Annotated in this window: 18 protein-coding genes and 3 pseudogenes; 15 read left to right on the top strand and 6 right to left on the bottom strand. The window is 66.9% G+C overall.

The features are described 5' to 3' along the window. Positions 1–2: 2 nt before the first annotated feature. A complete protein-coding gene (locus ACIGJC_RS17985) occupies positions 3–974 on the bottom strand; it encodes an L-threonine 3-dehydrogenase (protein ID WP_483713420.1) in 972 nt (323 codons plus the stop codon). Further along, positions 971–2,173, bottom strand: a complete 1,203-nt coding sequence (kbl, locus tag ACIGJC_RS17980) for a glycine C-acetyltransferase (protein ID WP_483713419.1) — start codon at positions 2,171–2,173, stop codon at positions 971–973. The genes ACIGJC_RS17985 and kbl overlap by 4 nt, the downstream gene beginning before the upstream one ends. 88 nt (positions 2,174–2,261) lie before the next feature. On the opposite strand from kbl, the gene ACIGJC_RS17975 reads away from it, so the two are divergent. From ACIGJC_RS17975 to ACIGJC_RS17960, 4 genes and pseudogenes are all read left to right on the top strand, one after another. Further along, a complete protein-coding gene (locus tag ACIGJC_RS17975; RefSeq protein ID WP_483713417.1) occupies positions 2,262–2,858 on the top strand; it encodes a helix-turn-helix domain-containing protein in 597 nt (198 codons plus the stop codon). A gap of 216 nt (positions 2,859–3,074) precedes the next feature. Beyond that, positions 3,075–3,290: a hypothetical protein gene (locus ACIGJC_RS17970; RefSeq protein WP_483713415.1), complete on the top strand. Its 216-nt coding sequence runs from the start codon at positions 3,075–3,077 to the stop codon at positions 3,288–3,290. 94 nt (positions 3,291–3,384) lie between these two features. Further along, positions 3,385–4,857 (top strand): MFS transporter, encoded by a 1,473-nt coding sequence (locus ACIGJC_RS17965; protein WP_483714461.1) that lies wholly within the window; start codon positions 3,385–3,387, stop codon positions 4,855–4,857. Between the two features lie 141 nt (positions 4,858–4,998). Continuing rightward, positions 4,999–5,745 (top strand): annotated as a pseudogene (locus ACIGJC_RS17960) (LysR substrate-binding domain-containing protein); the annotation flags it as partial. Positions 5,746–5,796: 51 nt separating this feature from the next. Here the strand turns inward: ACIGJC_RS17960 and ACIGJC_RS17955 are convergent. Continuing rightward, positions 5,797–6,207, bottom strand: a pseudogene (locus tag ACIGJC_RS17955) (DoxX family protein); the annotation flags it as partial. Positions 6,208–6,621: 414 nt separating this feature from the next. Between ACIGJC_RS17955 and ACIGJC_RS17950 the strand changes: the two are divergent. The 6 genes and pseudogenes from ACIGJC_RS17950 (at position 6,622) to ACIGJC_RS17925 (ending at position 12,069) form a co-directional block, all read left to right on the top strand. Then, the gene (locus ACIGJC_RS17950; RefSeq protein WP_483713414.1) at positions 6,622–7,308 is read left to right on the top strand and encodes a hydrolase; all 687 of its coding nucleotides are present in this window, start codon (positions 6,622–6,624) and stop codon (positions 7,306–7,308) included. 115 nt (positions 7,309–7,423) lie between these two features. Next, the gene (locus ACIGJC_RS17945) at positions 7,424–9,295 is read left to right on the top strand and encodes an amidohydrolase (RefSeq protein ID WP_483713412.1); all 1,872 of its coding nucleotides are present in this window, start codon (positions 7,424–7,426) and stop codon (positions 9,293–9,295) included. 49 nt (positions 9,296–9,344) lie between these two features. Further along, positions 9,345–9,638 carry a XapX domain-containing protein gene (locus ACIGJC_RS17940; RefSeq protein ID WP_483714460.1) on the top strand — a complete coding sequence of 98 codons (294 nt, stop codon included), beginning with the start codon at positions 9,345–9,347 and terminating at the stop codon, positions 9,636–9,638. A gap of 305 nt (positions 9,639–9,943) precedes the next feature. Further along, positions 9,944–10,081: pseudogene (locus ACIGJC_RS17935) on the top strand (porin); the annotation flags it as partial. A 29-nt stretch (positions 10,082–10,110) separates the two neighbouring features. Next, a complete protein-coding gene (locus ACIGJC_RS17930) occupies positions 10,111–10,833 on the top strand; it encodes a YoaK family protein (protein WP_483713411.1) in 723 nt (240 codons plus the stop codon). Positions 10,834–10,863: 30 nt separating this feature from the next. Continuing rightward, complete coding sequence (locus tag ACIGJC_RS17925) at positions 10,864–12,069, top strand: polysaccharide pyruvyl transferase family protein (RefSeq protein ID WP_483713410.1); 1,206 nt, start codon at positions 10,864–10,866, stop codon at positions 12,067–12,069. Between the two features lie 11 nt (positions 12,070–12,080). Here the strand turns inward: ACIGJC_RS17925 and ACIGJC_RS17920 are convergent, their stop codons facing one another. Further along, positions 12,081–12,950 (bottom strand): adenylate/guanylate cyclase domain-containing protein, encoded by an 870-nt coding sequence (locus tag ACIGJC_RS17920; RefSeq protein ID WP_483713408.1) that lies wholly within the window; start codon positions 12,948–12,950, stop codon positions 12,081–12,083. 183 nt (positions 12,951–13,133) lie between these two features. Beyond that, positions 13,134–13,844: an SDR family NAD(P)-dependent oxidoreductase gene (locus ACIGJC_RS17915; protein ID WP_483713407.1), complete on the bottom strand. Its 711-nt coding sequence runs from the start codon at positions 13,842–13,844 to the stop codon at positions 13,134–13,136. 231 nt (positions 13,845–14,075) lie between these two features. On the opposite strand from ACIGJC_RS17915, the gene ACIGJC_RS17910 reads away from it, so the two are divergent. Both ACIGJC_RS17910 and ACIGJC_RS17905 read left to right on the top strand, forming a co-directional pair. After that, on the top strand, positions 14,076–14,885 hold the full coding sequence (locus ACIGJC_RS17910) for an EamA family transporter (RefSeq protein ID WP_483714459.1): 810 nt from the start codon (positions 14,076–14,078) through the stop codon (positions 14,883–14,885). A gap of 148 nt (positions 14,886–15,033) precedes the next feature. Next, positions 15,034–16,014, top strand: coding sequence for a Bug family tripartite tricarboxylate transporter substrate binding protein (locus ACIGJC_RS17905; RefSeq protein ID WP_483713405.1), 981 nt, complete (start codon positions 15,034–15,036; stop codon positions 16,012–16,014). Between the two features lie 13 nt (positions 16,015–16,027). Here the strand turns inward: ACIGJC_RS17905 and ACIGJC_RS17900 are convergent, their stop codons facing one another. Continuing rightward, a complete protein-coding gene (locus ACIGJC_RS17900) occupies positions 16,028–16,636 on the bottom strand; it encodes an N-acetyltransferase family protein (protein ID WP_483713403.1) in 609 nt (202 codons plus the stop codon). A 90-nt stretch (positions 16,637–16,726) separates the two neighbouring features. On the opposite strand from ACIGJC_RS17900, the gene ACIGJC_RS17895 reads away from it, so the two are divergent. The 3 genes from ACIGJC_RS17895 (at position 16,727) to nirB (ending at position 21,461) form a co-directional block, all read left to right on the top strand. Then, a complete protein-coding gene (locus ACIGJC_RS17895; protein ID WP_483713401.1) occupies positions 16,727–17,194 on the top strand; it encodes a winged helix-turn-helix transcriptional regulator in 468 nt (155 codons plus the stop codon). Positions 17,195–17,518: 324 nt separating this feature from the next. Continuing rightward, entirely contained in the window at positions 17,519–18,832 is a 1,314-nt protein-coding gene (locus tag ACIGJC_RS17890; protein ID WP_483713399.1) for an MFS transporter, read from the top strand. Between the two features lie 67 nt (positions 18,833–18,899). Then, on the top strand, positions 18,900–21,461 hold the full coding sequence (gene nirB / locus ACIGJC_RS17885) for a nitrite reductase large subunit NirB (protein ID WP_483713398.1): 2,562 nt from the start codon (positions 18,900–18,902) through the stop codon (positions 21,459–21,461). Positions 21,462–21,470: the final 9 nt, after the last annotated feature.

Below are 21,470 nucleotides of genomic sequence, written 5' to 3'. Positions count from 1 at the left end.
CGCTAGTTGGACGGATGCGCCAGGCCAACGGTCTGGCGCAGGTTTTCCAGCATGTCCCGAACCATCTCCTCCAACCCGTACTGCGGCGCCCAGCCCCAGTCGCGCCGCGCCACCGCATCCTCGATCGAGTCCGGCCAGCCCTGCGCAATCGCCTGCCGGTAATCCGGCTCGTACCGCACCTCGAATCCCGGCACTTCCTTGCGGATGGCCGCGGCAATCTCGGCCGGCGTGAAGCTCACGCCGGCAACGTTGTAGCTGCCGCGCTCGGTCAGCTTGTCGGCCGGCGCCTCCATCAGTTCAATGGTCGCGCGGATGGCGTCGGGCATGTACATCATCGGCAGCCGCTCGTCTTCGCGCAGGAAGCAGGTATAGGGCTCGCCCTTCACCGCCGAATGGAAGATGTCAACGGCATAGTCGGTGGTGCCGCCGCCGGGCGGGGTCTTGTGCGAGATCAGGCCCGGATAGCGCAGGCTGCGCACGTCCACGCCATGATTGTCGTGGTACCAGCGGCACCAGCCCTCGCCCGCCTGCTTGGAAATGCCGTACACGGTCGTCGGCTCCATCACGGTCTTCTGCGGCGTGTTTTCGCGCGGCGTGGTCGGACCGAAGGCGGCGATCGAACTCGGCCAGAACACGCGCTCGATGCCGAACTGCCGCGCGTGCTCCAGCACGTTCAGCAGGCTGGTCATGTTGAGGTTCCATGCCCACTGCGGCGCCTTCTCGCCGGTGGCCGACAGCGCCGCGGCCAGCAGGTAGATCTGCGTGATGCCATGGCGTTCGACGACGGTCGCCAGCCCGCCGCGGTCGGTGGCGTTCAGCATCTCGTGCGTCAGGTGCACATGGCGGCCGGTCGGCACCACGTCGGACGTGATGACGTTGGTCCTTCCATAACGCTCGGCCAGTGCCAGCGCCAGTTCGGAGCCGATCTGCCCGTTGGCGCCGACGATCAGGATTTTCGGTGCCGCGTCGCTCATCGGGCCAGCCCCAGTTCACGGCCGGCCTGGCCGAACGCATCGAGCGCCGCCTGCAGCGCCGCTTCGTCGTGCAGCGCGCTCATCTGCACGCGGATGCGCGCCTGGCCCTTGGGCACCACGGGATAGAAGAACCCGACCACATAAACGCCCAGCTCCAGCAGCCGCTGCGCGAGCTGCTGGGCTTTTGCCGCGTCGTAGACCATGATCGGGATGATCGGGTGCTCGCCCGGCTTCACGTCGAAGCCGAGCGTGGCCAGCCCCTTGCGGAAGAACGCGGTGTTGCGCTCCAGCCGGTCGCGCAGTTCCGTGCTGCCTTCCAGGATGTCGAGCACCGCGATCGATGCGCCCACGATGGCCGGCGCCACCGTGTTCGAGAACAGGTACGGCCGCGAGCGTTGGCGCAGCAGCGCGACCACTTCCCTGCGCGCGCCGGTAAAGCCGCCGGACGCACCGCCAAGCGCCTTGCCCAGCGTGCCGGTGATGATGTCGATCTTGCCGAACAGCCCGCGCAGTTCATGCGTGCCGCGCCCGCGCGCGCCGAGGAAACCCGTGGCATGGCATTCGTCGATGCCGAGCAGCGCGCCATGCGCGTCGCAGAGCGTGCGCATCTTGTCCAGGCGCGCAATGGTGCCATCCATGGAGAACACCCCGTCGGTGAACACCAGCTTGTGGCGCACGCCGTCGGCCTGCGCCTGCGCCAGCTGCGCACGCAGGTCGTCCATGTCGTTGTGCTTGTAGCGGTAGCGGCGGGCCTTGCTCAGGCGGATGCCGTCGATGATGGACGCATGGTTGAGTTCGTCGCTGATGATCGCGTCTTCCGCGCCCAGCAGGGTTTCAAACAGGCCGCCGTTGGCATCGAACGCCGAGCCGTAGAGGATGGTGTCTTCGGTGCCGAGGAAACTGGCGAGCCGGGCTTCGAGCGTCTTGTGCAGGTCCTGCGTGCCGCAGATGAAGCGCACCGAACTCAGGCCGAAACCGTGCGTGCGCAGCGCCTCGTGCGCGGCCTCGATCACGCGCGGATGGGACGACAAGCCAAGGTAGTTGTTGGCGCACAGGTTGATGACCTCGCGGCCATCGGTGGTGCGAACGCGCGCGCCCTGCGGCGTGGCAATGACGCGCTCTTCCTTGTACAGCCCCGCCTGGCGGATGGCGTCAAGCTCTGCACGCACGGATGCGTAGAATGCCTCGGCACTCGACATGGTTTGGCTCCCGATGCTAGGATCTGATCGATAAATCGAACACGTTCGTTATAAAGAACGTTTTGTGCAATATAACGAACCACTCGCCATGACGCAACCCCCTACCCAGAAGCCGCAGGGCGATGGACCGCCCGCCGTCGGCGCCGCGCTGCAGGCGCTGCGCCAGGCCCAGCAGCTTTCGCTCGACGACCTGTCGCGCCGCGCCGGCGTGTCCAAGTCGATGCTGTCGCAGATCGAACGCAACCTGACCAACCCGACCGTGGCGGTGCTCTGGCGCCTGGCCAACGCATTGGGCATCAATCTTGCCGACCTCCTGTCCGCCGATGCAGGCGGCCGCCCGGTCGGCGGCATCGCGCTGGTGCAACCGCACGCCATCCCCTCGCTCAAGAGTCCTGACGGGCACTGCGAGCTGAAGATCCTCGGACCGATCGAACTGGCCGGGCGTTTCGAATGGTATGAGCTGACGATCCAGGCCGGCGGCGTGCTTGCATCGGAGGCGCACGAAAACGGCACACAGGAACACCTTTCGGTGCTCAACGGCGCCATGTCGGTGCAGGCGGGAGCAGAGGAAAAGAAACTGCGGCATGGTGAAACGGCGCGCTATGCGGCGGACGTGCCACACGCTATCCGTAATCGCGGCAAGGCGACGGCAACGGCCTTATTGGTTGTAGTGCACCCGGCTTAACTGCGGCAAGCGCGGAACGTTGATCTTATGCGGAACCGGGCCGCTGACCCGCCGTCAAACGCCTTAGTCCTCGGAAGCGCGTTGACGCATCGCAGCATCGGGCGAAACCAGATGTGTGGCGCAGGCATGTGTCTTGCGTAATTCCGTGGCTCGAGCGCGCGGCTATCAGCCGCGTCAGTCCCAGCAAAGCGACCCCCTTCATTCAAGGAGACGAACGTGCTGAGCCCGCATGAACTTGCTACGCTGCTGCTCATCAGCGGCGGCGCCGAATCCCTCGATACCACCGACTCCCGGCAGATTGATCCGGTCGACCTTCACGCGCTGGTCGACAAGGAACTCGTCCGGCTGGAAATCCTGCACGGCCAGCGGCAGAGTCCTCGCCTGACAAACGACGGCCACTCGATGTTGCGCGCCATGGGTTGCTGCCGCTGAGCCGCTCCCCCAGGCAGCTCCCGTCACCGAACGCCTATACTGAACCGCATCGGCCAACGCACGGGTGCGTGCGGGCCTGGCTTCGGACGCTGATATTTCGACGCGAGGCAACCCCTACTCTCTTCCGAACGGCGCGCGGCACAACATCCCCGCGCGCCTCGACCGTCTGCCCTGGTCGCGCTGGCACTGGCGCGTCGTGCTGGCGCTTGGCATCGCTTGGGTGCTCGATGGCCTCGAGGTCACGCTGGTCGGCTCGGTCGGTGCCGTGCTCGAACGGCGCGACACGCTGGCACTGAGCGCCACCGAAGTCGGCTGGACAGGTTCGCTTTATATCGGCGGCGCCGTGCTCGGCGCGCTCGTGTTCGGCCGCATGGCGGACCGCCTGGGCCGCAAGCGGCTGTTCCTGGCCACGCTGCTGGTCTATCTGGCGGCGACGCTGGCCACGGCGTTTTCATCGGGCTTCGCCGTGTTCGCGCTGTGCCGCTTCTGCACGGGCCTGGGCATCGGCGGCGAATATGCGGCCATCAACTCCGCCATCGACGAACTGATTCCGGCGCGCGTGCGCGGCCGCGTCAACCTGGCCATCAACGGGAGCTTCTGGCTGGGCGCGGCGCTCGGTGCCGGGCTGAGCCTGTTGCTGCTTGACCCGCGCGTGCTCGGGCCGGTGTGGGGCTGGCGCGCGTGTTTCGCGCTGGGCGCGGTGCTGGCCGTCGCCATCATGCTGGTGCGCCGGCACGTGCCGGAGAGCCCGCGCTGGCTGGCCACGCATGGACGGCTGGCCGATGCGGAGCAGGTGATTGCCGACATCGAGGCGCGGGTGTACCCGACGCGCCAGGTCCCTCCACTCGCACCAGCCATACGCTCCGACCCGGTCCACGCATCCACCTCCCCGTCCGTGCGCGACGTGATGCATCTGCTGATGCGGCGCTATCGGCAGCGCAGCCTGATCACGCTCGCACTGATGCTGGCGCAGGCCTTCTTCTACAACGCCATCTTCTTCACCTACGCGCTGGTGCTCACGCGCTTCTATGGCGTGCCGGATGGCCGCGTGGCGCTCTACATCTTCCCGTTCGCGCTCGGCAATGCGGCGGGGCCACTGCTGTTGGGCCCGCTCTTCGACGAGGTCGGCCGGCGCCGCATGATCGCCACCACCTACGTGTTGTCGGGCCTCGGCCTGGCGGCAACCGGATGGGCCTTCACGCAAGGCTGGCTCGATGCCACCGGCCTGGCCCTGTGCTGGTCCGCGGTGTTCTTCCTGGCGTCGGCAGCGGCCAGCTCCGCGTACCTGACGGCGAGCGAAGTCTTTCCCCTCGAAATGCGCGCGCTCGCGATTTCGATCTTCTATGCGCTGGGGACGGGAATGGGCGGCTTCATCGCGCCGGTACTGCTCGGCGCCTTGATCGAACGCGGCAGCCGCGGTGCGGTGGCGGCGGGCTACGGCCTTGGGGCCGCGCTGGTCATCGCCGCGGGGCTGCTGGCCTTGCGCTATGGGGTCGATGCGGAACGGCGGCCGCTCGAAGACGTGGCACGCCCCCTGGGAAATGACTGGCGCAACACACCGGATTGATATGGGCGCAGGCTCCCAATCTGACTTCCTTAAATTACGGAATGCCTCGCGCGCTCATTGTCGCGTTACTATAAAAATCATTCTTTCATTCCGATGAATGATTGATGATTTTGTCGAACAGACTGACCTATCAATCCAAAGATGAAAATTACACTTGATGCGCTTCAGGTGGTCGAGTCCATTGCGCGCTGCGGCACGTTCGGACTGGCCGGCAAGGAGCTGCATAAGGCCCCGTCTTCGCTGAGCTATGTCGTGCAGAAACTCGAAAGCGACCTGGGCGTCACGGTGTTCGACCGCAGTGCGCACCGTGTCAGCCTGACCACGGCGGGCGAAGTCCTGCTCGAAGAAGGCCGCCGGCTGCTGCGCGCCGCGAACGACCTCGAGGAGCGCGTCAGGCGCGCCGAAGCCGGCTGGGAATCCGAACTCCGGATCGCCACCGACGCGCTGGTGCCGTTCGATGCGGTGCTGCCGTTCATCTCTGCATTCCAGGCCGAAAACAGCTATACCCGGCTGCTGTTCTCGCAGGAGATGCTGGGCAACAACTGGAAGGCGCTGGCATCGGACAGCGTCGACCTGCTGATTGGCGCCGTGGGCGATCCGCCCGCGGTCCAGGGCCTGTTCTCCGTGCCGGCCGGGAGCGTGCGGTCTGTCTTCGTCGTCGCGCCCGGGCATCCGCTGGCGGCGGCCGAAGAGCCGATCGATTGCGCCGTGCTGTGGCAGCACCAGTTCGTGGAAGTCAGCCTGCCGCAGGAAGACGCCGCACAAGCTGCGCCGGCCCGTCCGCTCGTGGACGGGCAGCGGCACATCAGCGTGCCGACGCTCGACGCCAAGCTCTCGGTGCTGCTTTCCGGGCTGGCGTGCGGCTACCTGCCGGCCTGCGCGGCGCAGCCGTACCTTGACAAGGGGCAGCTCGTGGCCAGGCGGCTGGGCGAGGAACGTCCACCGCACCAGCAGGAATCCGCCCACCAGTCCCAGGTGCTCGAAGAACGCGTTCGCCATCATGAAGCGCGCGTCGCCGGAAACCTCCCAGAAGCGATTGGCCAGGAACGTCGCCATCAGCGTGAAGCCGGCCAGGCCCACTGCGCCGAGCCAGCGGTAGAAGCCCGTCAGGATCATGAGGGAGGCGCCCAGTTCCAGCGCGATGGTCGCTGCCGCCAGCGGCCCGGCGGGCGCCAGGCCGAAATGCTGCATCTCGGCAATGGCGGCCGGGAAGTCCAGCGCCTTGTTCAGACCGCCCTGCAGATAGGCGGCGCATAGTCCCAGCATGGCCACCCAGCGCACGGCCGGCGTGGCGAACCGGGATACCCCGGTCCCGGCAGCGGGTGAGGTGACACGGCCTTGTTCGATCATCGCAGACTCTCCCTGTTCGCGCAGTGCTTGCACCCGGCCCGCGACGGCACCGCCCGGCGAAGCGATGCCATATTAATTCATCATGCGTTGGTTAAAGGGCGTCATCGACGAGTTTATTTTCTCGACGCCGGCCCACTATGGTTGCGTTGATCCATCACCGCTTCTCCATTCGATCTTCCATCCAGTTCTTCGAATAGTCTGTTCGAAATAATTCGTTATGCCGGCCACCGATGCATCGATATACTTTCGCGACGCGGCCGGTCCGGCGAGTACACCGTTCTATCCGTCGTGCGGATATCGTTGCCAGCACGCAGACTTGCGCAGTAAGCCGAAACGCATCGCCCCGCCATGCCGCCGTGCGCGCCCGCGTGCCAGACCGGTGGCATGGCTGTCTTTCCACCCCAGGAGAAAACCGTGAGCAATCCGAAGCTTGAAGTCCTGACCCCGCAGAACTGCCAGTTGATCTTCATTGACCAGCAGCCACAGATGGCATTCGGCGTGCAGTCGATCGACCGGCAAACCCTGAAGAACAATGTGGTCGGGCTGGCCAAGGCCGCCAAGATCTTCAATATCCCGACCACGATCACCACCGTCGAGAGCGAGAGCTTCTCCGGCTTCACGTACCCGGAACTGCTGGACGTGTTCCCCGATCACAAGCTGCTGGAACGCACCTCGATGAACTCGTGGGACGACCAGAAGGTGCGTGATGCGCTCGCGGCGGCGAATCGCAAGAAGGTGGTGGTCTCGGGACTGTGGACCGAGGTGTGCAACAACACCTTCGCGCTCAGCGCGATGAACGATGCCGGCTATGAGATCTACATGGTTGCCGATGCGTCGGGCGGCACCTCGAAGGAAGCGCACGACTACGCGATGCAGCGCATGATCCAGGCCGGGGTCGTGCCCGTTACCTGGCAGCAGGTCCTGCTCGAGTGGCAGCGCGACTGGGCGCACCGCGACACCTATGAGGCTGTGATGGCGCTGGTCAAGGAACACTCGGGTGCCTATGGCATGGGTGTGGACTACGCGTACACCATGGTCCACAAGGCGCCGCAACGCACGGCGAAGACGCACGAGGCCATTCCTGCCGTTCCTGCGCGCTGACACCATCGCCAGCTGAGCGCGGGCACCGCGGCGATGGCCGTGGTGCCCGGCCCGACGCCGGTTCTTTGCCGCAGCTGCAGCGCCCGGCGCAGCAACTGCCCACAGGAGTTTCTCCATGAATGTCTCGACCGCGCCGGACCTGATTCTCGTCAACGGCAAGTTCACCACGCTGGACCGGGCCAATCCGCAAGCCGAAGCGGTCGCCATCCGCGAAGGCCGCTTTGCCGCCGTTGGCACGAAGCAGGAGATCATGCAGTCCGCCGCCGGGGACACGCGCGTGATCGACCTCGGCGGTCGCCGCGTGATCCCCGGGCTGATCGACAGCCACATGCATATCATCCGCGGCGGCCTGAACTACAACATGGAGCTGCGCTGGGACGGCGTGCGGTCGCTGGCCGACGCCATGCGCATGCTGCGCGACCAGGTGGCGCGCACGCCCGCACCACAGTGGGTGCGCGTGGTCGGCGGCTTCACCGAGCACCAGTTTGCCGAGAAGCGCCTGCCGACCATCGACGAACTGAACGCGGCGGCACCGGACACGCCCGTATTCATCCTGCACCTGTATGACCGCGCCATCCTGAACGGCGCGGCGCTGCGTGCGGTGGGCTACACGAAAGACACGCCAAACCCGCCGGGCGGCGAGATCATGCGCGATGCACGCGGCAACCCCACCGGCCTGCTGCTGGCGAAGCCCAATGCCACCATCCTCTATGCGACGCTGGCCAAGGGGCCAAAGCTGCCGCCCGAGTACCAGAAGAACTCCACGCGCCATTTCATGCGCGAAGTGAACCGCCTGGGCGTGACGGGCGTCATCGATGCGGGAGGTGGCTACCAGAACTACCCCGAGGACTACAGCATCATCGAAGAACTCCATCGGGAAGGCCAGCTCACCGTGCGGCTTGCATACAACCTGTTCACGCAGAAGCCAAAAGACGAGCTGAGCGATTTCCGCACCTGGGCCGGCAAGGTCAAGCCGGGACAGGGCGACGACCTGTACCGGCACAACGGCGCCGGCGAGATGCTGGTCTATACCGCCGCCGACTTCGAGGACTTCCGCGTCGAGCGGCCCGAGATGCCGCCGTCGATGGAAGGCGACCTGGAGCCCGTGATCCGATTGCTGGTGGAGAACCGCTGGCCCTGGCGCCTGCATGCCACCTATGACGAGACCATCTCGCGCGCGCTGGACGTCTACGAGAAGGTGGCGCGCGACATGCCGTTCGATGGCCTGCACTGGTTCTTCGACCATGCCGAGACCATCACCGACCGCAATATCGACCGCATCGCGGCGCTGGGCGGCGGCATTGCCGTGCAGCACCGCATGGCCTACCAGGGCGAGTACTTCGTCGAACGCTACGGCGCGAAGCCGGCCGAGCACACGCCGCCGGTGAAGAAGATGCTGGAACGCGGCGTCAAGGTCGGCGCAGGCACCGATGCCACGCGCGTGGCCTCATACAACCCGTGGGTATCGCTGTACTGGCTCACCACCGGCAAGACCGTGGGCGGCTTGTCGATGTATCCGCAGGCCAATGTGCTCGACCGCGAAACCGCGCTGCGGCTCTGGACCGAAGCCAACACGTGGTTCTCGAACGAGGAAGGCAAGAAGGGGCAGCTTGCCGTGGGGCAGCTGGCGGACCTTGCGGTGCTTTCGCAGGATTACTTCGCCGTGCCCGGCGACGATATCCAGGACATCACTTCCGTGCTGACCGTGCTCGGCGGCAAAGTGGTCCACGGCGATGGCGACTTCGGCAAGCATGCGCCGGACCTGCCGCCGCCCATGCCGGACTGGTCGCCGGTACGGCATGTGGGCGGCTACCAGCCGCGCCCGACGGCGCCGGCCCGCGCGCTGGCGCTGAGCACCGCGTGCGGTTGCGACAGCGCCTGCGGCGTGCATGGCCACGGGCATGCCAGGGCCTGGACGTCCGATATGCCGGTTTCGGACGAAGGCACATTCTGGGGCGCGCTCGGCTGTTCGTGCTGGGCATTCTGATCGGGCCCGGTCACCACCTGAAGCGGTCCTCACCAAAAGGAGGCCAATGATGAAGGTCTATATCGTCTCTCTCGCCGCCGGCATCCTCGTCGGCGTCATCTATGCCCTGATCCAGGTACGCTCGCCGGCGCCGCCGGCCATCGCGCTGATCGGCCTGCTCGGCATGCTGATCGGCGAACAGGTCGTGCCCACCGTGAAGCGCCTGGCGGCCGGCGAACCGGTCACTGCCGCATGGTTCCGCAGCGAATGCGTGCCGAAGATCACCGGCGCGCCACCCAGGGCGGAAGGCACTGCGGAAGCGCCGGTCACGCTCGCCTCGCGCGGCAAGGAAGGCGGCCCGTGAGCGAGCGCCGCCACAGACCTGCCGGACGGCATCGATGACAACCCGCGCCGACCGGCGATGCCGCTGCCTTGCGGCATTGGCCGCGGCGCAATGCGCCATGGCAGCGGACAGATTGCCGCGCGCGATGCGCGGCTTGGCCTGCGGGACCATTTCGGCACGCTGTTCACGGGCAACTGGGACACGCCTATACCAGCTCGACCAAGCGCTACGCCCTGTCCTACCCGACCACGGGCGGCCATATGGCGCTGATGGGCAATGGCGCCGCGGCCACCACGGACAACGTCGAGAACACCAGTTCCTTCGACCGCACCGCCGTCTATGCTTACTACAGTCGCATCAACAACCGCAGCAATGCCGCCTATGACTTCGCCATCAACGGCGTTGGCGTCCACGCGGGCGCAGACCCGCAGACCTTCGCGCTCGGCATGCGCCACAATTTCTGACGGACGCTCCGCGCCGTCCGGAGACAGCCTTGAACCCCGCCCAGCCCGCTGACGCCGCCGCTCCCGTGGCAGGGCCGGCGACCGGCTACATCCTCTCCTTTGTCGCGGGCTATGTGGACGTGGTGGGGTTCATCTCGCTGTTCGGCCTGTTCACGGCACATGTGACGGGCAACTTCATCATGATCGGCGTCGATATCACCGGCCATGCGCCGGGCCTGCTGGCCAAGCTGCTGGCACTGCCGGCCTTCGTGCTGGCCGTCGCGGCGACCCGGATGGCGGAGGTGCGCATCGCCCGGACGGGGCGCTCCCCGGTTGCGCCGCTGCTGCTGGCGGAAGCCGTGCTGCTGGCACTGTTCATGGCCGCCAGCCTGCACGCGGCGCCGGTCACCGACCCGTCGGCGCCGGCGGCGATCGTGGCCGGCATGCTGGCCGTCGTGGCCATGGGCATGCAGAACGCGCTGTCGCGGACTTCCCTGCTGGATCTGGGCCCTACCACGATCATGACGGGCAATACCACGCAGATCGTGGTCGATCTCGTGGACCTGCCGGGCGCATCCGGTCCCCAGCGAGACGCGATCCGGCGCAGGCTGCGCAAGATGGGGCCAGCCCTGGCCGCGTTCGCGCTGGGTGCCATCCTCGGTGCGCTCGGCCTTGCCAGCTTTTCGGTCTGGTGCATGCTGCTGCCCACCGCCTTGCTGGTCGCGGTCTGCGTTCCGGCCTGGCGGCGCGGCCAGGTGTCCGCAACCGGCTGAACGGAGCCCACATAGCCTGGAGAAAACCAGGTGCCAGACGACCACCCTGCCATCCTCTTCGGCGCGTTCGACCGTCACAATTTCGGCGACCTGCTGCTGGCACATGTCGTCGCCCACGTCGCGGCAAAGGACATGGGCGGGCGTGCGCTGCACTATGGCGGCCTGGCGCAGCGCGACATGTCGGCGTGCGGCGGCCACGCGGTGCAGGCGCTGGCGCAACTGGCCGCGCGCGTGGGCGACACGCCGGTCGACATTCTCCATGTCGGCGGCGAGATCCTGACCTGCAGCGCCTGGGAGGCTGCCGTGATGCTGCTCCCGCCCACCCAGGCGCCAGCCGTCATCGCGCAGCTCGATGCCGATCCGGCCGGACGCGCGGCCTGGGCGCGCAAGCAGCTTGGACTGCACGATCTCGCGCCCTACCTGCTGCCCGATGGTCTGTTTGCCAACGTCGTGAAGGTGAGCTACCACGCGATCGGGGGGATCGATCTCGACCGGCTGGAGGCCCCCATGCGCGCCGAAGTCGTGGCCAAGCTCAAGGCCGCCAACTGCGTTGGCGTGCGAGACCGGCACACCCACGCGATGCTGGAATTCGCGGGCGTCGGCTGCCATCTCGAGCCGGACCCTGCCGTGATGGTGGCCGAGCTGTTTGCGCCACGCATCGGCCGGCATGCGCGGCGCGGCGAGCCCGCCGGCGTGGTGGCCGCATTCCCGCACGGCTACCTGGCCGTGCAGTGCAGCGCCGACTTTGGCGACGACGCGACGCTGGCGACGCTTGCCCGCCAACTCGAACAACTGGCCCGGGCGGAGAATCTTGGCATCGTGCTGTTCCGCGCGGGCGCGGCGCCCTGGCATGACGACCTGGACGTCTACCGGCGGCTGGCGACGCGCATGAATGGCGTGCACGTAGCCCTGTTCAGCTCGCTCGACCTGTGGGACATCTGCGCGCTGATCGCCCATAGCCGCGGCTTTGCCGGCAGCAGTTTGCATGGCGGCATCGTCGCCGGCGCCTGGGCGCTACCGCGCATGGGACTGCTGCGTCCGGGGCAACCGCTCGCGGCAAGCAAGCAAGCCGCCTTCGATGCGACCTGGGGCACCGGCAGCACACCCTCGGCAGTGCCGGTCGACGCGCTTGCGTCCGGCATGGCGCAGGCCATCGCCGAGGCGCCGGCGCAGCGCGAGTCGCTGGCCCGGAACCTGGTGCAGGCCTGCCGGGCGGGCTTCGCCGCGCACGCGTGACCCGCCGGCCGTCACAGGCGCTCGACGCGCACGAAGAACTCGACCCCTTCCTCGGTGTTGTCCAGCGCCTGGCCAAACGTGATCCAGCCGTGACTGCGCAGCATGACGTCGTCGCGACGCAGGATAAAGCTCTCTTCGCCGTCGAGGGTGACGTGCGTGCCGTTCGAGCTGCGGTCGACCAGCACATAGCGGCCGCCGCGCGTCTCGACGGTGGCCTGGAAGCGCGAGGCGCGGCGGTCCGACACCACGATCGTCATGCCGCTGTCGCGGCCGATGGTGACCGGCGCCGAGGCAAGATTCATCTCTACCACCGCCGAGCGGTAGCGCAGCGTGAGAAACACCGAGCAGGCGGTCCGGGGGCTTTCGGTATCGATCAGCGTCAGGTCGGTGGCCTGCTGCCAGATCGCCTCGAACAGTTCGACGGGTTGCTCGCGGCCGCGCACTTGTGTCGGGTACAGGTAGCGCGTGGCCTGGCGCAGCCAGTGGGGAAGCTGCTCCACGGATTCCGCGCTGGTGATGATCTGTCCGCGCGACGCCAGCTTGCAAAGCCGCGCGGCGAGGTTCACGGTGTCGCCAAACACGTCGCCCGATGCATCGGACAGCACCGGGCCATGGTGAAAACCAATATGGATCGACATCGGCACGCCCGACACCGGCGGCAGCTGCGACACCGCGAACTGCATGTCGAGCGCGGCCTGCAGCGCGCGCGCCGCCGTGGGAAACAGCACCATGATTTCGTCGCCGATGGTCTTCACGATGCGCCCGCCGGCCGCTTCGGAACAAGACCGCATGACGCCCAGACACCGCGCGACCGCGGCCATGGCCGCCGCATTGCCGGCCACCTCATACAGCCTGGTGCTGCCGCTAAGATCGGCGAACATCACCGACCCGTCCGGCGCCTCGTTAAGCGGTTCTCGGTCCATTTGCGCGCTGACCCGCCACCCGTCCGGTGGGCCAGGTCCTCCATGCAGTCACGCGATCACGCCATTCTGGAATTCTGGCACCGCGGCCGGCGATGCTCAACCTGAATGACAGGCCGCCACGACCGCCTGTTCGCCCGGAATTCAGCTCAATCCATCCAGCACGAGATGCTGCCCATGCACGGACGCCGCCGCATCGGACGCCAGCATCGCCACCATGCGCGCGGCAGACCCGGTCGATACCCAGCGCGCGGGATCCGCATCGGGCATGTCGCGCCGGTTGGCCGGCGTATCGAGCACGCTCGGGGCAATGCTGTTGACGTTGATGCCCGCGCCGCGCACTTCGCGCGACAGGCTTTCGACCAGCCGCTGCAGCGCGCTCTTGGACGCAATGTAAGCGCCCATGGACGCCGCGCCCGCCGACGCACTGCGCGCCGTCACCGCAATGACCTTGCCGCTGCCCCGCGCCTGCATCGCGGCAATGAACGGACGCGTCACGGCGATGAAAGACCACGCGTTCAGGTCCATCATCCGCAACCACGATTCGCGGCTGATGGCGTGCGTGGCTTCGCCCATCTCGAAGCCGCCGGCCACGTGGACCACGACATCGACCGCGCCGAAGGTGTCCAGGATCTCGGCGCCGACCGCGGCCATGGCGCTCCCGGACGTGACATCGGCCTCGCGCAGCAGCATGCCGCCATCCCCATCGGGATGGGCAAAGACGCTTTGCAGGTGCTGCAGCTTGTGGTCGATCAGGGCCAGGCGGCAGCCCTCTCCGGCGAAACGGCTGGCCACTGCGCGGCCCAGGGCGCCGGCGGCCCCGGTGATGACGACATGACGAACGGCGGTTTCCATCTCCCGGCTCCCGTGGCAAAGGACTGACTCCACCATAGTCGGGCCGCGCCGAAAGGGAAATCCCGGATGCCGCGCGAACTGTACAGCGCGGAATTGCTTCACCCGTCTATGGCGCCCGGCGCGCGCATGGCGCAAGATGCGGCTGCGTCACCCAACCAGGATCTCCAATTGCCTCTGAACCGCTTGCGGCAAAGCGCCACCCTTCTCGCCGTCGTGGCGCTGACCGGCTCGATGGCCTCGCTCTGCATCGGGACCTCGTTTGCCAAGTCGCTGTTCTCGGCGCTCGGCGCGCAAGGCACCACCGCGCTGCGCGTGGGCTTTTCGGCGCTGATCCTGCTGGCCGTGTGGCGCCCGTGGCGGATACCGCTGTCTGCCGCCAATGCGCGGGCCATTGCGCTGTATGGTGCCGCGCTGGGCGCAACCAACCTGCTGTTCTACATGTCGCTGCGCACCATTCCGCTCGGCCTGGCGATTGCCGTCGAGTTCACCGGCCCGCTCACCGTGGCGGTGCTGTCGTCGCGGCGCGCCATCGATTTCCTGTGGATTGCGTTTGCCGTCACCGGGCTGCTGTTGCTGCTGCCGGTGGGCGAGGCTTCGACCCATCTGGATCCGGTCGGCATCGGCTTCGCGCTGGCGGCGGGCGTCGGCTGGGCGCTCTATATCATCTTCGGCCAGCGCGCCGGCAACGCACACGGCGGCCAGGCCACCTCGCTCGGCCTGACCGTGGCCGCGCTGGTGGTGCTGCCATTCGGCGTCGCCCATGCCGGCACGGCCATGTTCAGTCCGCCGCTGCTGCTGGCCGGGCTGGCCGTGGGCGTGCTGTCGAGCGCGATTCCCTATTCGCTTGAAATGGTGGCGCTCAAGCGACTGCCGCGACGCACCTTCGGCATCCTGCTCAGCATGGAGCCCGCCATGGGCGCGCTGGCTGGACTGGTGTTCCTGCACGAGCAGCTCAGCATGATCCAGTGGCTGGCGATCGGCAGCATCATCGTAGCGTCGATCGGCTGCACGGCTACGGCGCGCGGCAAGCCTGCAGGCTGAGCGCCGCGGACCGGCCAGATGCTCTGGCCGGGATTGCAGCCCTTTCATGGTTTTCCCTCTGCCTTGCGCGCTTGACTGAACCTGGCACGGGTTCCAAATTGGACCGTGCGGTACAACACCGGCCTTCCATAAGAAAAGGAGACAGAGCATGCGAACCATCAAGGTGGCACTGGCAGCAATCGGACTCATGACCGGGCTTTGTTCGGTTGCCTCGGCCCAGACCTGGCCGGCCAAGCCGATCACCATGGTCTTGCCGTTCCCCGCCGGCGGTTCCGCCGATGTCGTGGGCCGCGCCATGGCCGACGAAATGGGCAAGCGGCTCGGACAACCCGTGGTGGTGGAGAACCGAGCCGGCGCCAGCGGCATCGTCGGGGCCAGCTATGTCGCCAAGGCTCCCGCCGACGGCCACACCATCATGTTCACGACCACGCTGCCCATCATGACCAACCAGTTCGTGTACGCGAAGCTGCCCTACGATCCGCGCAAGGACTTCGCGCTGATCTCGCAGGTGGCCACGGGCCAGCTGGTGCTGGCCGTGCCCGCGAGGTCGGTGCAGGCAAAGAGCGTGAAGGAATTTGTCGAGTGGGCGCAACAGAGCAAGGGCAAGGTCAACTACGGTTCATGGGGCGTGGGCTCGGCTGCGCATTTGATGGGAGCGTTCATGAGCAACAGCCGCGGCATGGAGATGAGCCATATCGCCTACAAGGGCGAGGCGCCGATGCTGCAGGACCTGATCGGCGGACAGGTTCAGATGGCGATTGGCTCGTATATGTCGATCAAGCCTTATCTGGAGTCCGGCAAGCTGCGCGCGCTCGCGGTGACGGGCGACAAGCGCATCGACGGCATCCCCGACGTGCCGACGTTCCAGCAGGCCGGGCTGACCGAGCCCGAGTTCCGCCCGGTAGGCTGGCTGGTGCTGGTCGCACCGGCTGCGACGCCGGCGCCGGTGCTGGCCCGGCTGGAAAAGGAAGCCATCGCGGCCGCCAACACCACCGCGGTCAAGGCTCGCTTGCAGGTGGCCGGGCTGGAAGCCATGGGCACGACTTCGGCCCGCTTCCGCGACGACTACCAGACCGCCATGCCGGTACTGGAGCGCGTCGTGAAAGTCTCGGGCGCGCGCGTGGAGTAGTGCGAAGCCTGGCTCAGCGGGCAGTGGCCCAGTCGGCCGGCATCGAGGTGGCAAGGTTGCCCGCGGTGGCACCGAGCACAAGCGTGGCTTCGTGGACGTAGCTGTCCTCGGGGTTGCGCCGGCAGCTGAACCCCAGGCCGCGCAGGATGGCCAGCATGCGCCGGTTCTCGCTGAGCACATCGCCGCGCATGCAACGCACGCCGGCCGCCTGCGCCAGTTGCAGCAGCCTGGCGATCAGCCGACGGCCAAGCCCCTGGCCTTGCCAGGCATCGGCCACGAGCACGGCGAATTCCGCCGTGCCGCGGCTGGTCACCACGAACTGGCCGTTGGCGATCACCGCTTCGGCCCCGCCGTCAGCGCTCGCAGCCGTTACCACAAGGGCTACGCCGTCCGCGCCAGACGAGACCAGTCCTTCCACAATTCCATCAGCCACGCGGCCGCCGGTCAGGAAGCGGAAATAGCGGCTTTCGCGCGACAGGCCCTCGACCATGCCGCGTACCGCTGCGCCGTCCTGCGCTCGCGCGGCGCGCAACGTCACCGCCTCACCGCGCCGCAGCGTCCAGTTTTCGTTGCCAAAGGGCCGTGATGTCCGCGCCGCCCGTCCCAGCCATGATTCGTACATCGTCGCCACCTGACTTCACTATTAGTAGTCAGAGTATAGGCAAGCTGCTGACTTTTGCAAATGAAGTCAGCGTGCTATGCTCGATGCATCATGAAAGCCACGGCCACTGACCTTCGCGACTGTTCGATCGCCGCCACGCTCGCGCTGATCGGCGAGAAATGGACGATCCTGGTCCTGCGCGACATCTTCCAGGGTGTCAGCCGCTTTGATGACTTCCTGCACCGGCTGGAATGCTCGCCCGCCGTGCTGTCCGCCCGCCTGAAAACGCTGACCGAGGCCGGCCTGCTGCGCCGGGTCGGCTACAAGGAGCCGGGCGAGCGCGAGCGCTTCGAGTACCGGCCGACCCGTGCCGCCGTGGAACTGCTGCCGGTACTGGTCGGGCTGATGCAATGGGGGGACCGCCACCTGGCGGCCGATGGCACGGGCCCGGTGGAAATCCGCTCGCGCCGCAACGGCCAGCGCGTCAGCGCGGCGCTGGTCGACGAAGACGGCCAAGCGGTGTCGCCCTCCGACATGAACGTCGTCCGACTCGCGCCAGCGGGCACGCCACAAGACTAAATCCCCCGGCACCGTAGCGAACCATTGCAGCGCACCATGACTGTGCCATGCCGGCCAGTGCGCCCCATCTGGGCGCGCTGGCAGCCCCCTCACGCCGCCCGTTCGCGGTGAAACATCCCGCTCACCATCACTTCGCCCCTGGCACAGCGCTTGCGTAAATGACGCGGGCGGATCAACGGCGATCCCCCACCCCACAAACGCGGCGGCTATGCCAAGTAGTCGCTGCCTGGACAACGGCGTCCCCTGAACCGGCATCACCCCGGTTTGCGGGACGCCTTTTGTTTTCTGGGCGGTGCGCACGCACCACCCCATGGAGCGAAAGAGATGACTGGCAAAGCCACCCGCATCGACCTGCTGAGCCTGGGCACGCCGCAGATGCGCGCCTTCCATTTGACCTGGATGGCGTTCTTCGTCTGCTTCTTCGCGTGGTTCGCCTGCGCGCCGCTGATGCCCGTGCTCAAGGGCGAGTTCGGCCTCACGCCGGCGCAGATCGCCAATATCAATATCGCGGCCGTGGCGGTGACCATTCTCGTGCGCCTGGTGATCGGCCCGATGTGCGACCGCTTCGGCCCGCGCAAGACCTACACCGGCCTGCTGGCGCTGGGCGCGCTGCCGGTGATCGGCGTGGCGTTCGCGCAAAGCTACGAAACGTTCCTCGCGTTCCGTCTGCTGATCGGCGCGGTCGGCGCGAGCTTCGTCATCACGCAGTACCACACCTCGGTCATGTTCGCGCCCAACGTGGTCGGCACGGCCAACGCCGCGGCGGCCGGCTGGGGCAATGCCGGCGGCGGTGCCGCGCAAGCGCTGATGCCGATGCTGCTGGGCGCCGTGCTGATGCTGGGCGTGGATCACACCATGGGCTGGCGCGTGGCGCTGCTGGTGCCGGGCGTGCTGATGCTGGTGATGGCCGTCATCTACTGGTGCTTCACGCAGGACTGCCCGGCAGGCAACTACGCCGACATGCGCGCGCGCGGCCAGGCCATCACGGGCAGCGGCAAGGGCGGCGGCTGGGAGAGCTTCCGCATGGCCAGCGCCAACTACCGCGTGTGGCTGCTGTTCATCACCTACGGCGCCTGCTTCGGCGTGGAAATCTTCATCCATAACATCGCCGCCACGTTCTACGTGGACCGCTTTGGCCTGAGCCTGAAGGCCGCAGGTCTTGCTGCCGGCAGCTTCGGCCTGCTGGCGCTGTTTGCCCGTGCGCTGGGCGGCTGGCTGTCGGACAAGGCGGCGCGCCGCCGCGGCCTGGATGCGCGCGCATCGCTGCTGTTCGTGCTGATTCTCGGCGAAGGCCTGGGCCTGCTGTGGTTTGCGCAAGCCGGCAATGTCACGCTGGCCGTGATTGCCATGCTGCTGTTCGGCCTGTTCACCCACATGGCTTGCGGTGCGACGTATGCGCTGGTGCCGTTCATCGATCGCAAGGCGCTCGGCGGCGTGGCCGGGATCATCGGCGCCGGCGGCAATGTGGGGGCGGTGGCCGCGGGCTTCCTGCTCAAGGGCCTGGGCGACCTGCAGCAGACGCTGACCGTGCTGGGCGTACTCGCCGCACTGGCTGCCCTGTGCGCCATCGCCATCCGCTTCAGCGCCGAGCACAAGGCGCAGGAACAGGCGCTGTACGACAGCGCGCTGGCCAACTGAATCCCCGCATCTCCACGAACATGGCATCCAGAGCAGCTCAGACTGACCAACGGACAAGGAACGCATCATGAAACTGATCATCGTCGGCCACGGCATGGTGGGTCACAAATTCCTCGAATGCCTGGCGGATGCCGGCGCGCAGAACCTGGAAGTGACCGTACTATGCGAAGAACCGCGTCCCGCCTACGATCGCGTGCACCTGTCCGAGTTCTTCGCCGGCAAGTCGGCCGACGATCTCTCGCTGGTGCCGGAGGGCTTCTTCGAGCAGAACAACAACATGCTGCTGCGCCTGAACGCGCGCGCAGTGTCGATCGACCGCGCCGCGCGCACCGTGATGGTGTCGACCGGCGAGACGCTGTCCTATGACAAGCTGATCCTCGCCACCGGCTCGTATCCGTTCGTGCCGCCGGTACCGGGCAAGGACCGCAAGGACTGCTTTGTCTACCGCACCATCGAAGACCTGGAAGCAATGCGCGAATGCGGCGCACGCTCGAAGACCGGCGTGGTGATCGGCGGCGGCCTGCTGGGCCTGGAATGCGCCAAGGCGCTGCGCGACATGGATCTGCAGACCCACGTGGTCGAGTTCGCGCCGCGCCTGATGGCGGTACAGGTCGACGAAGGCGGCGGCCGCATGCTGCGCCAGAAGATCGAAGGCCTGGGCGTGACCGCGCACACGGGCAAGAACACCGTCGAGATCGTCGACGGCGAAAACGGCACGCACCGCATGGTGTTTGCCGATGGCACGCATCTCGACACCGACATGATCGTGTTCTCGGCCGGCATCCGCCCGCGCGACGAACTGGCCCGTGCCTGTGGCCTGACCGTGGGCGAGCGTGGCGGCATTGCGGTGGACAACAACTGCCGCACCTCCGACCCGGACGTCTACGCCATCGGCGAATGCGCGCTGTGGCAAGGCAAGATCTATGGCCTGGTCGCGCCCGGCTATGACATGGCGCGCGTGGCCGCCCGCCACCTGCGCGGCGAGACCGTGGAGTTCGGCGGCGCCGACATGAGCACCAAGCTCAAGCTGATGGGCGTGGACGTCGCCAGCATCGGCGATCCGCACGGCACCGTGCCGGGCGCCCGCATCTACCAGTTCAGCGACGACCGCAAGGAGGTCTACAAGAAGCTGGTGGTGTCGGACTGCGGCAAGTACCTGCTGGGCGGCGTGCTGATCGGCGATGCCAGCGAGTACGGCACGCTGCTGCAGATGATGCTGAACAGGATCGAACTGCCGGAGTCGCCCGAGTTCCTGATCCTGCCCGACAGCAGCGGCAAGGCCCGCCCGGCGCTGGGCGCCGACGCGCTGCCCGACACCGCCCAGATCTGCTCGTGCAACAACGTCTCCAAGGGCGAGATCTGCGGCGCCGTATGCGACGGCGCCACCAGCATCGGCGCGCTCAAGACCTGCACCAAGGCCGGTACGGCGTGCGGTGGCTGCGTGCCGCTGGTCACGCAGATCATGAAGGCCGAGATGAAGAAGCAGGGCATGGCCGTCAACAACCATCTCTGCGAGCACTTCCCGTACTCGCGCCAGGAGCTCTACCACCTGGTGCGCGTGGGCAAGTTCAAGTCCTTCGACGCGCTGCTGGAAGCGCATGGCAACGGCATGGGCTGCGATATCTGCAAGCCGACCGTGGGCAGCATCCTGGCGTCGTGCTGGAACGAATTCGTGCTCAAGGAAGAGCACGCCAGCCTGCAGGACTCCAACGACTACTACCTGGCCAACATCCAGAAGGACGGCACGTACTCCGTGGTGCCGCGCATGCCGGGCGGCGAAGTCACGCCCGAGGGGCTGATCGCCGTGGGGCAGGTCGCCAAGAAGTACGGCCTCTACACCAAGATCACGGGCGGCCAGCGCGTGGACCTGTTTGGTGCACGTGCTGAAGAACTGCCCTATATCTGGGAAGAACTGATCGAGGCCGGCTTCGAATCCGGGCATGCCTATGGCAAGGCGCTGCGCACGGTGAAGTCGTGCGTCGGCTCCACGTGGTGCCGCTATGGCGTGGACGACTCGGTCGGCCTGGCGGTCGCACTGGAGAACCGCTACAAGGGCCTGCGCGCGCCGCACAAGATCAAGTTCGGCGTGTCGGGCTGCACCCGCGAATGCGCCGAAGCGCAGGGCAAGGACGTTGGCGTGATCGCCACCGAGAAGGGCTGGAACCTCTATGTGTGCGGCAACGGCGGCATGAAGCCGCGTCATGCCGAACTACTGGCCGGCGACCTGGACCGCGCCACGCTGATCCGCTACATCGACCGCTTCCTGATGTTCTACGTGCGCACCGCCGACCGCCTGCAACGCACCAGCGTGTGGCGCGACAACCTGGAAGGCGGCCTGGACTACCTCAAGGCCGTCGTGCTCGACGACAAGCTCGGCATCGCCGCCGACCTGGAAGCGGACATGCAGCACGTGGTCGACACCTATGAAGACGAGTGGAAGAAGGCCGTCACCGACCCGGAAACGCGCAAGCGCTTCCGCCACTTCGTCAACAGCGACCGCCGCGACGACAACCTTGTCTTCATCGAAGAGCGCGGGCAGATCCGCCCGGCCACGCCGGAGGAACGGAACTTGCAACGTTCCCGCCTGAGCCACATTCCCGTGGTGGCCGTGCCCGCAAAAGCAGCCTGAATGCAGCCG

The sequence above is a fragment of the Cupriavidus sp. C3SS-1 genome (genome assembly GCF_057073755.1).
Note: the sequence above shows the minus strand (reverse complement) of the source record. Positions and strands in the feature narration are given on the sequence as shown.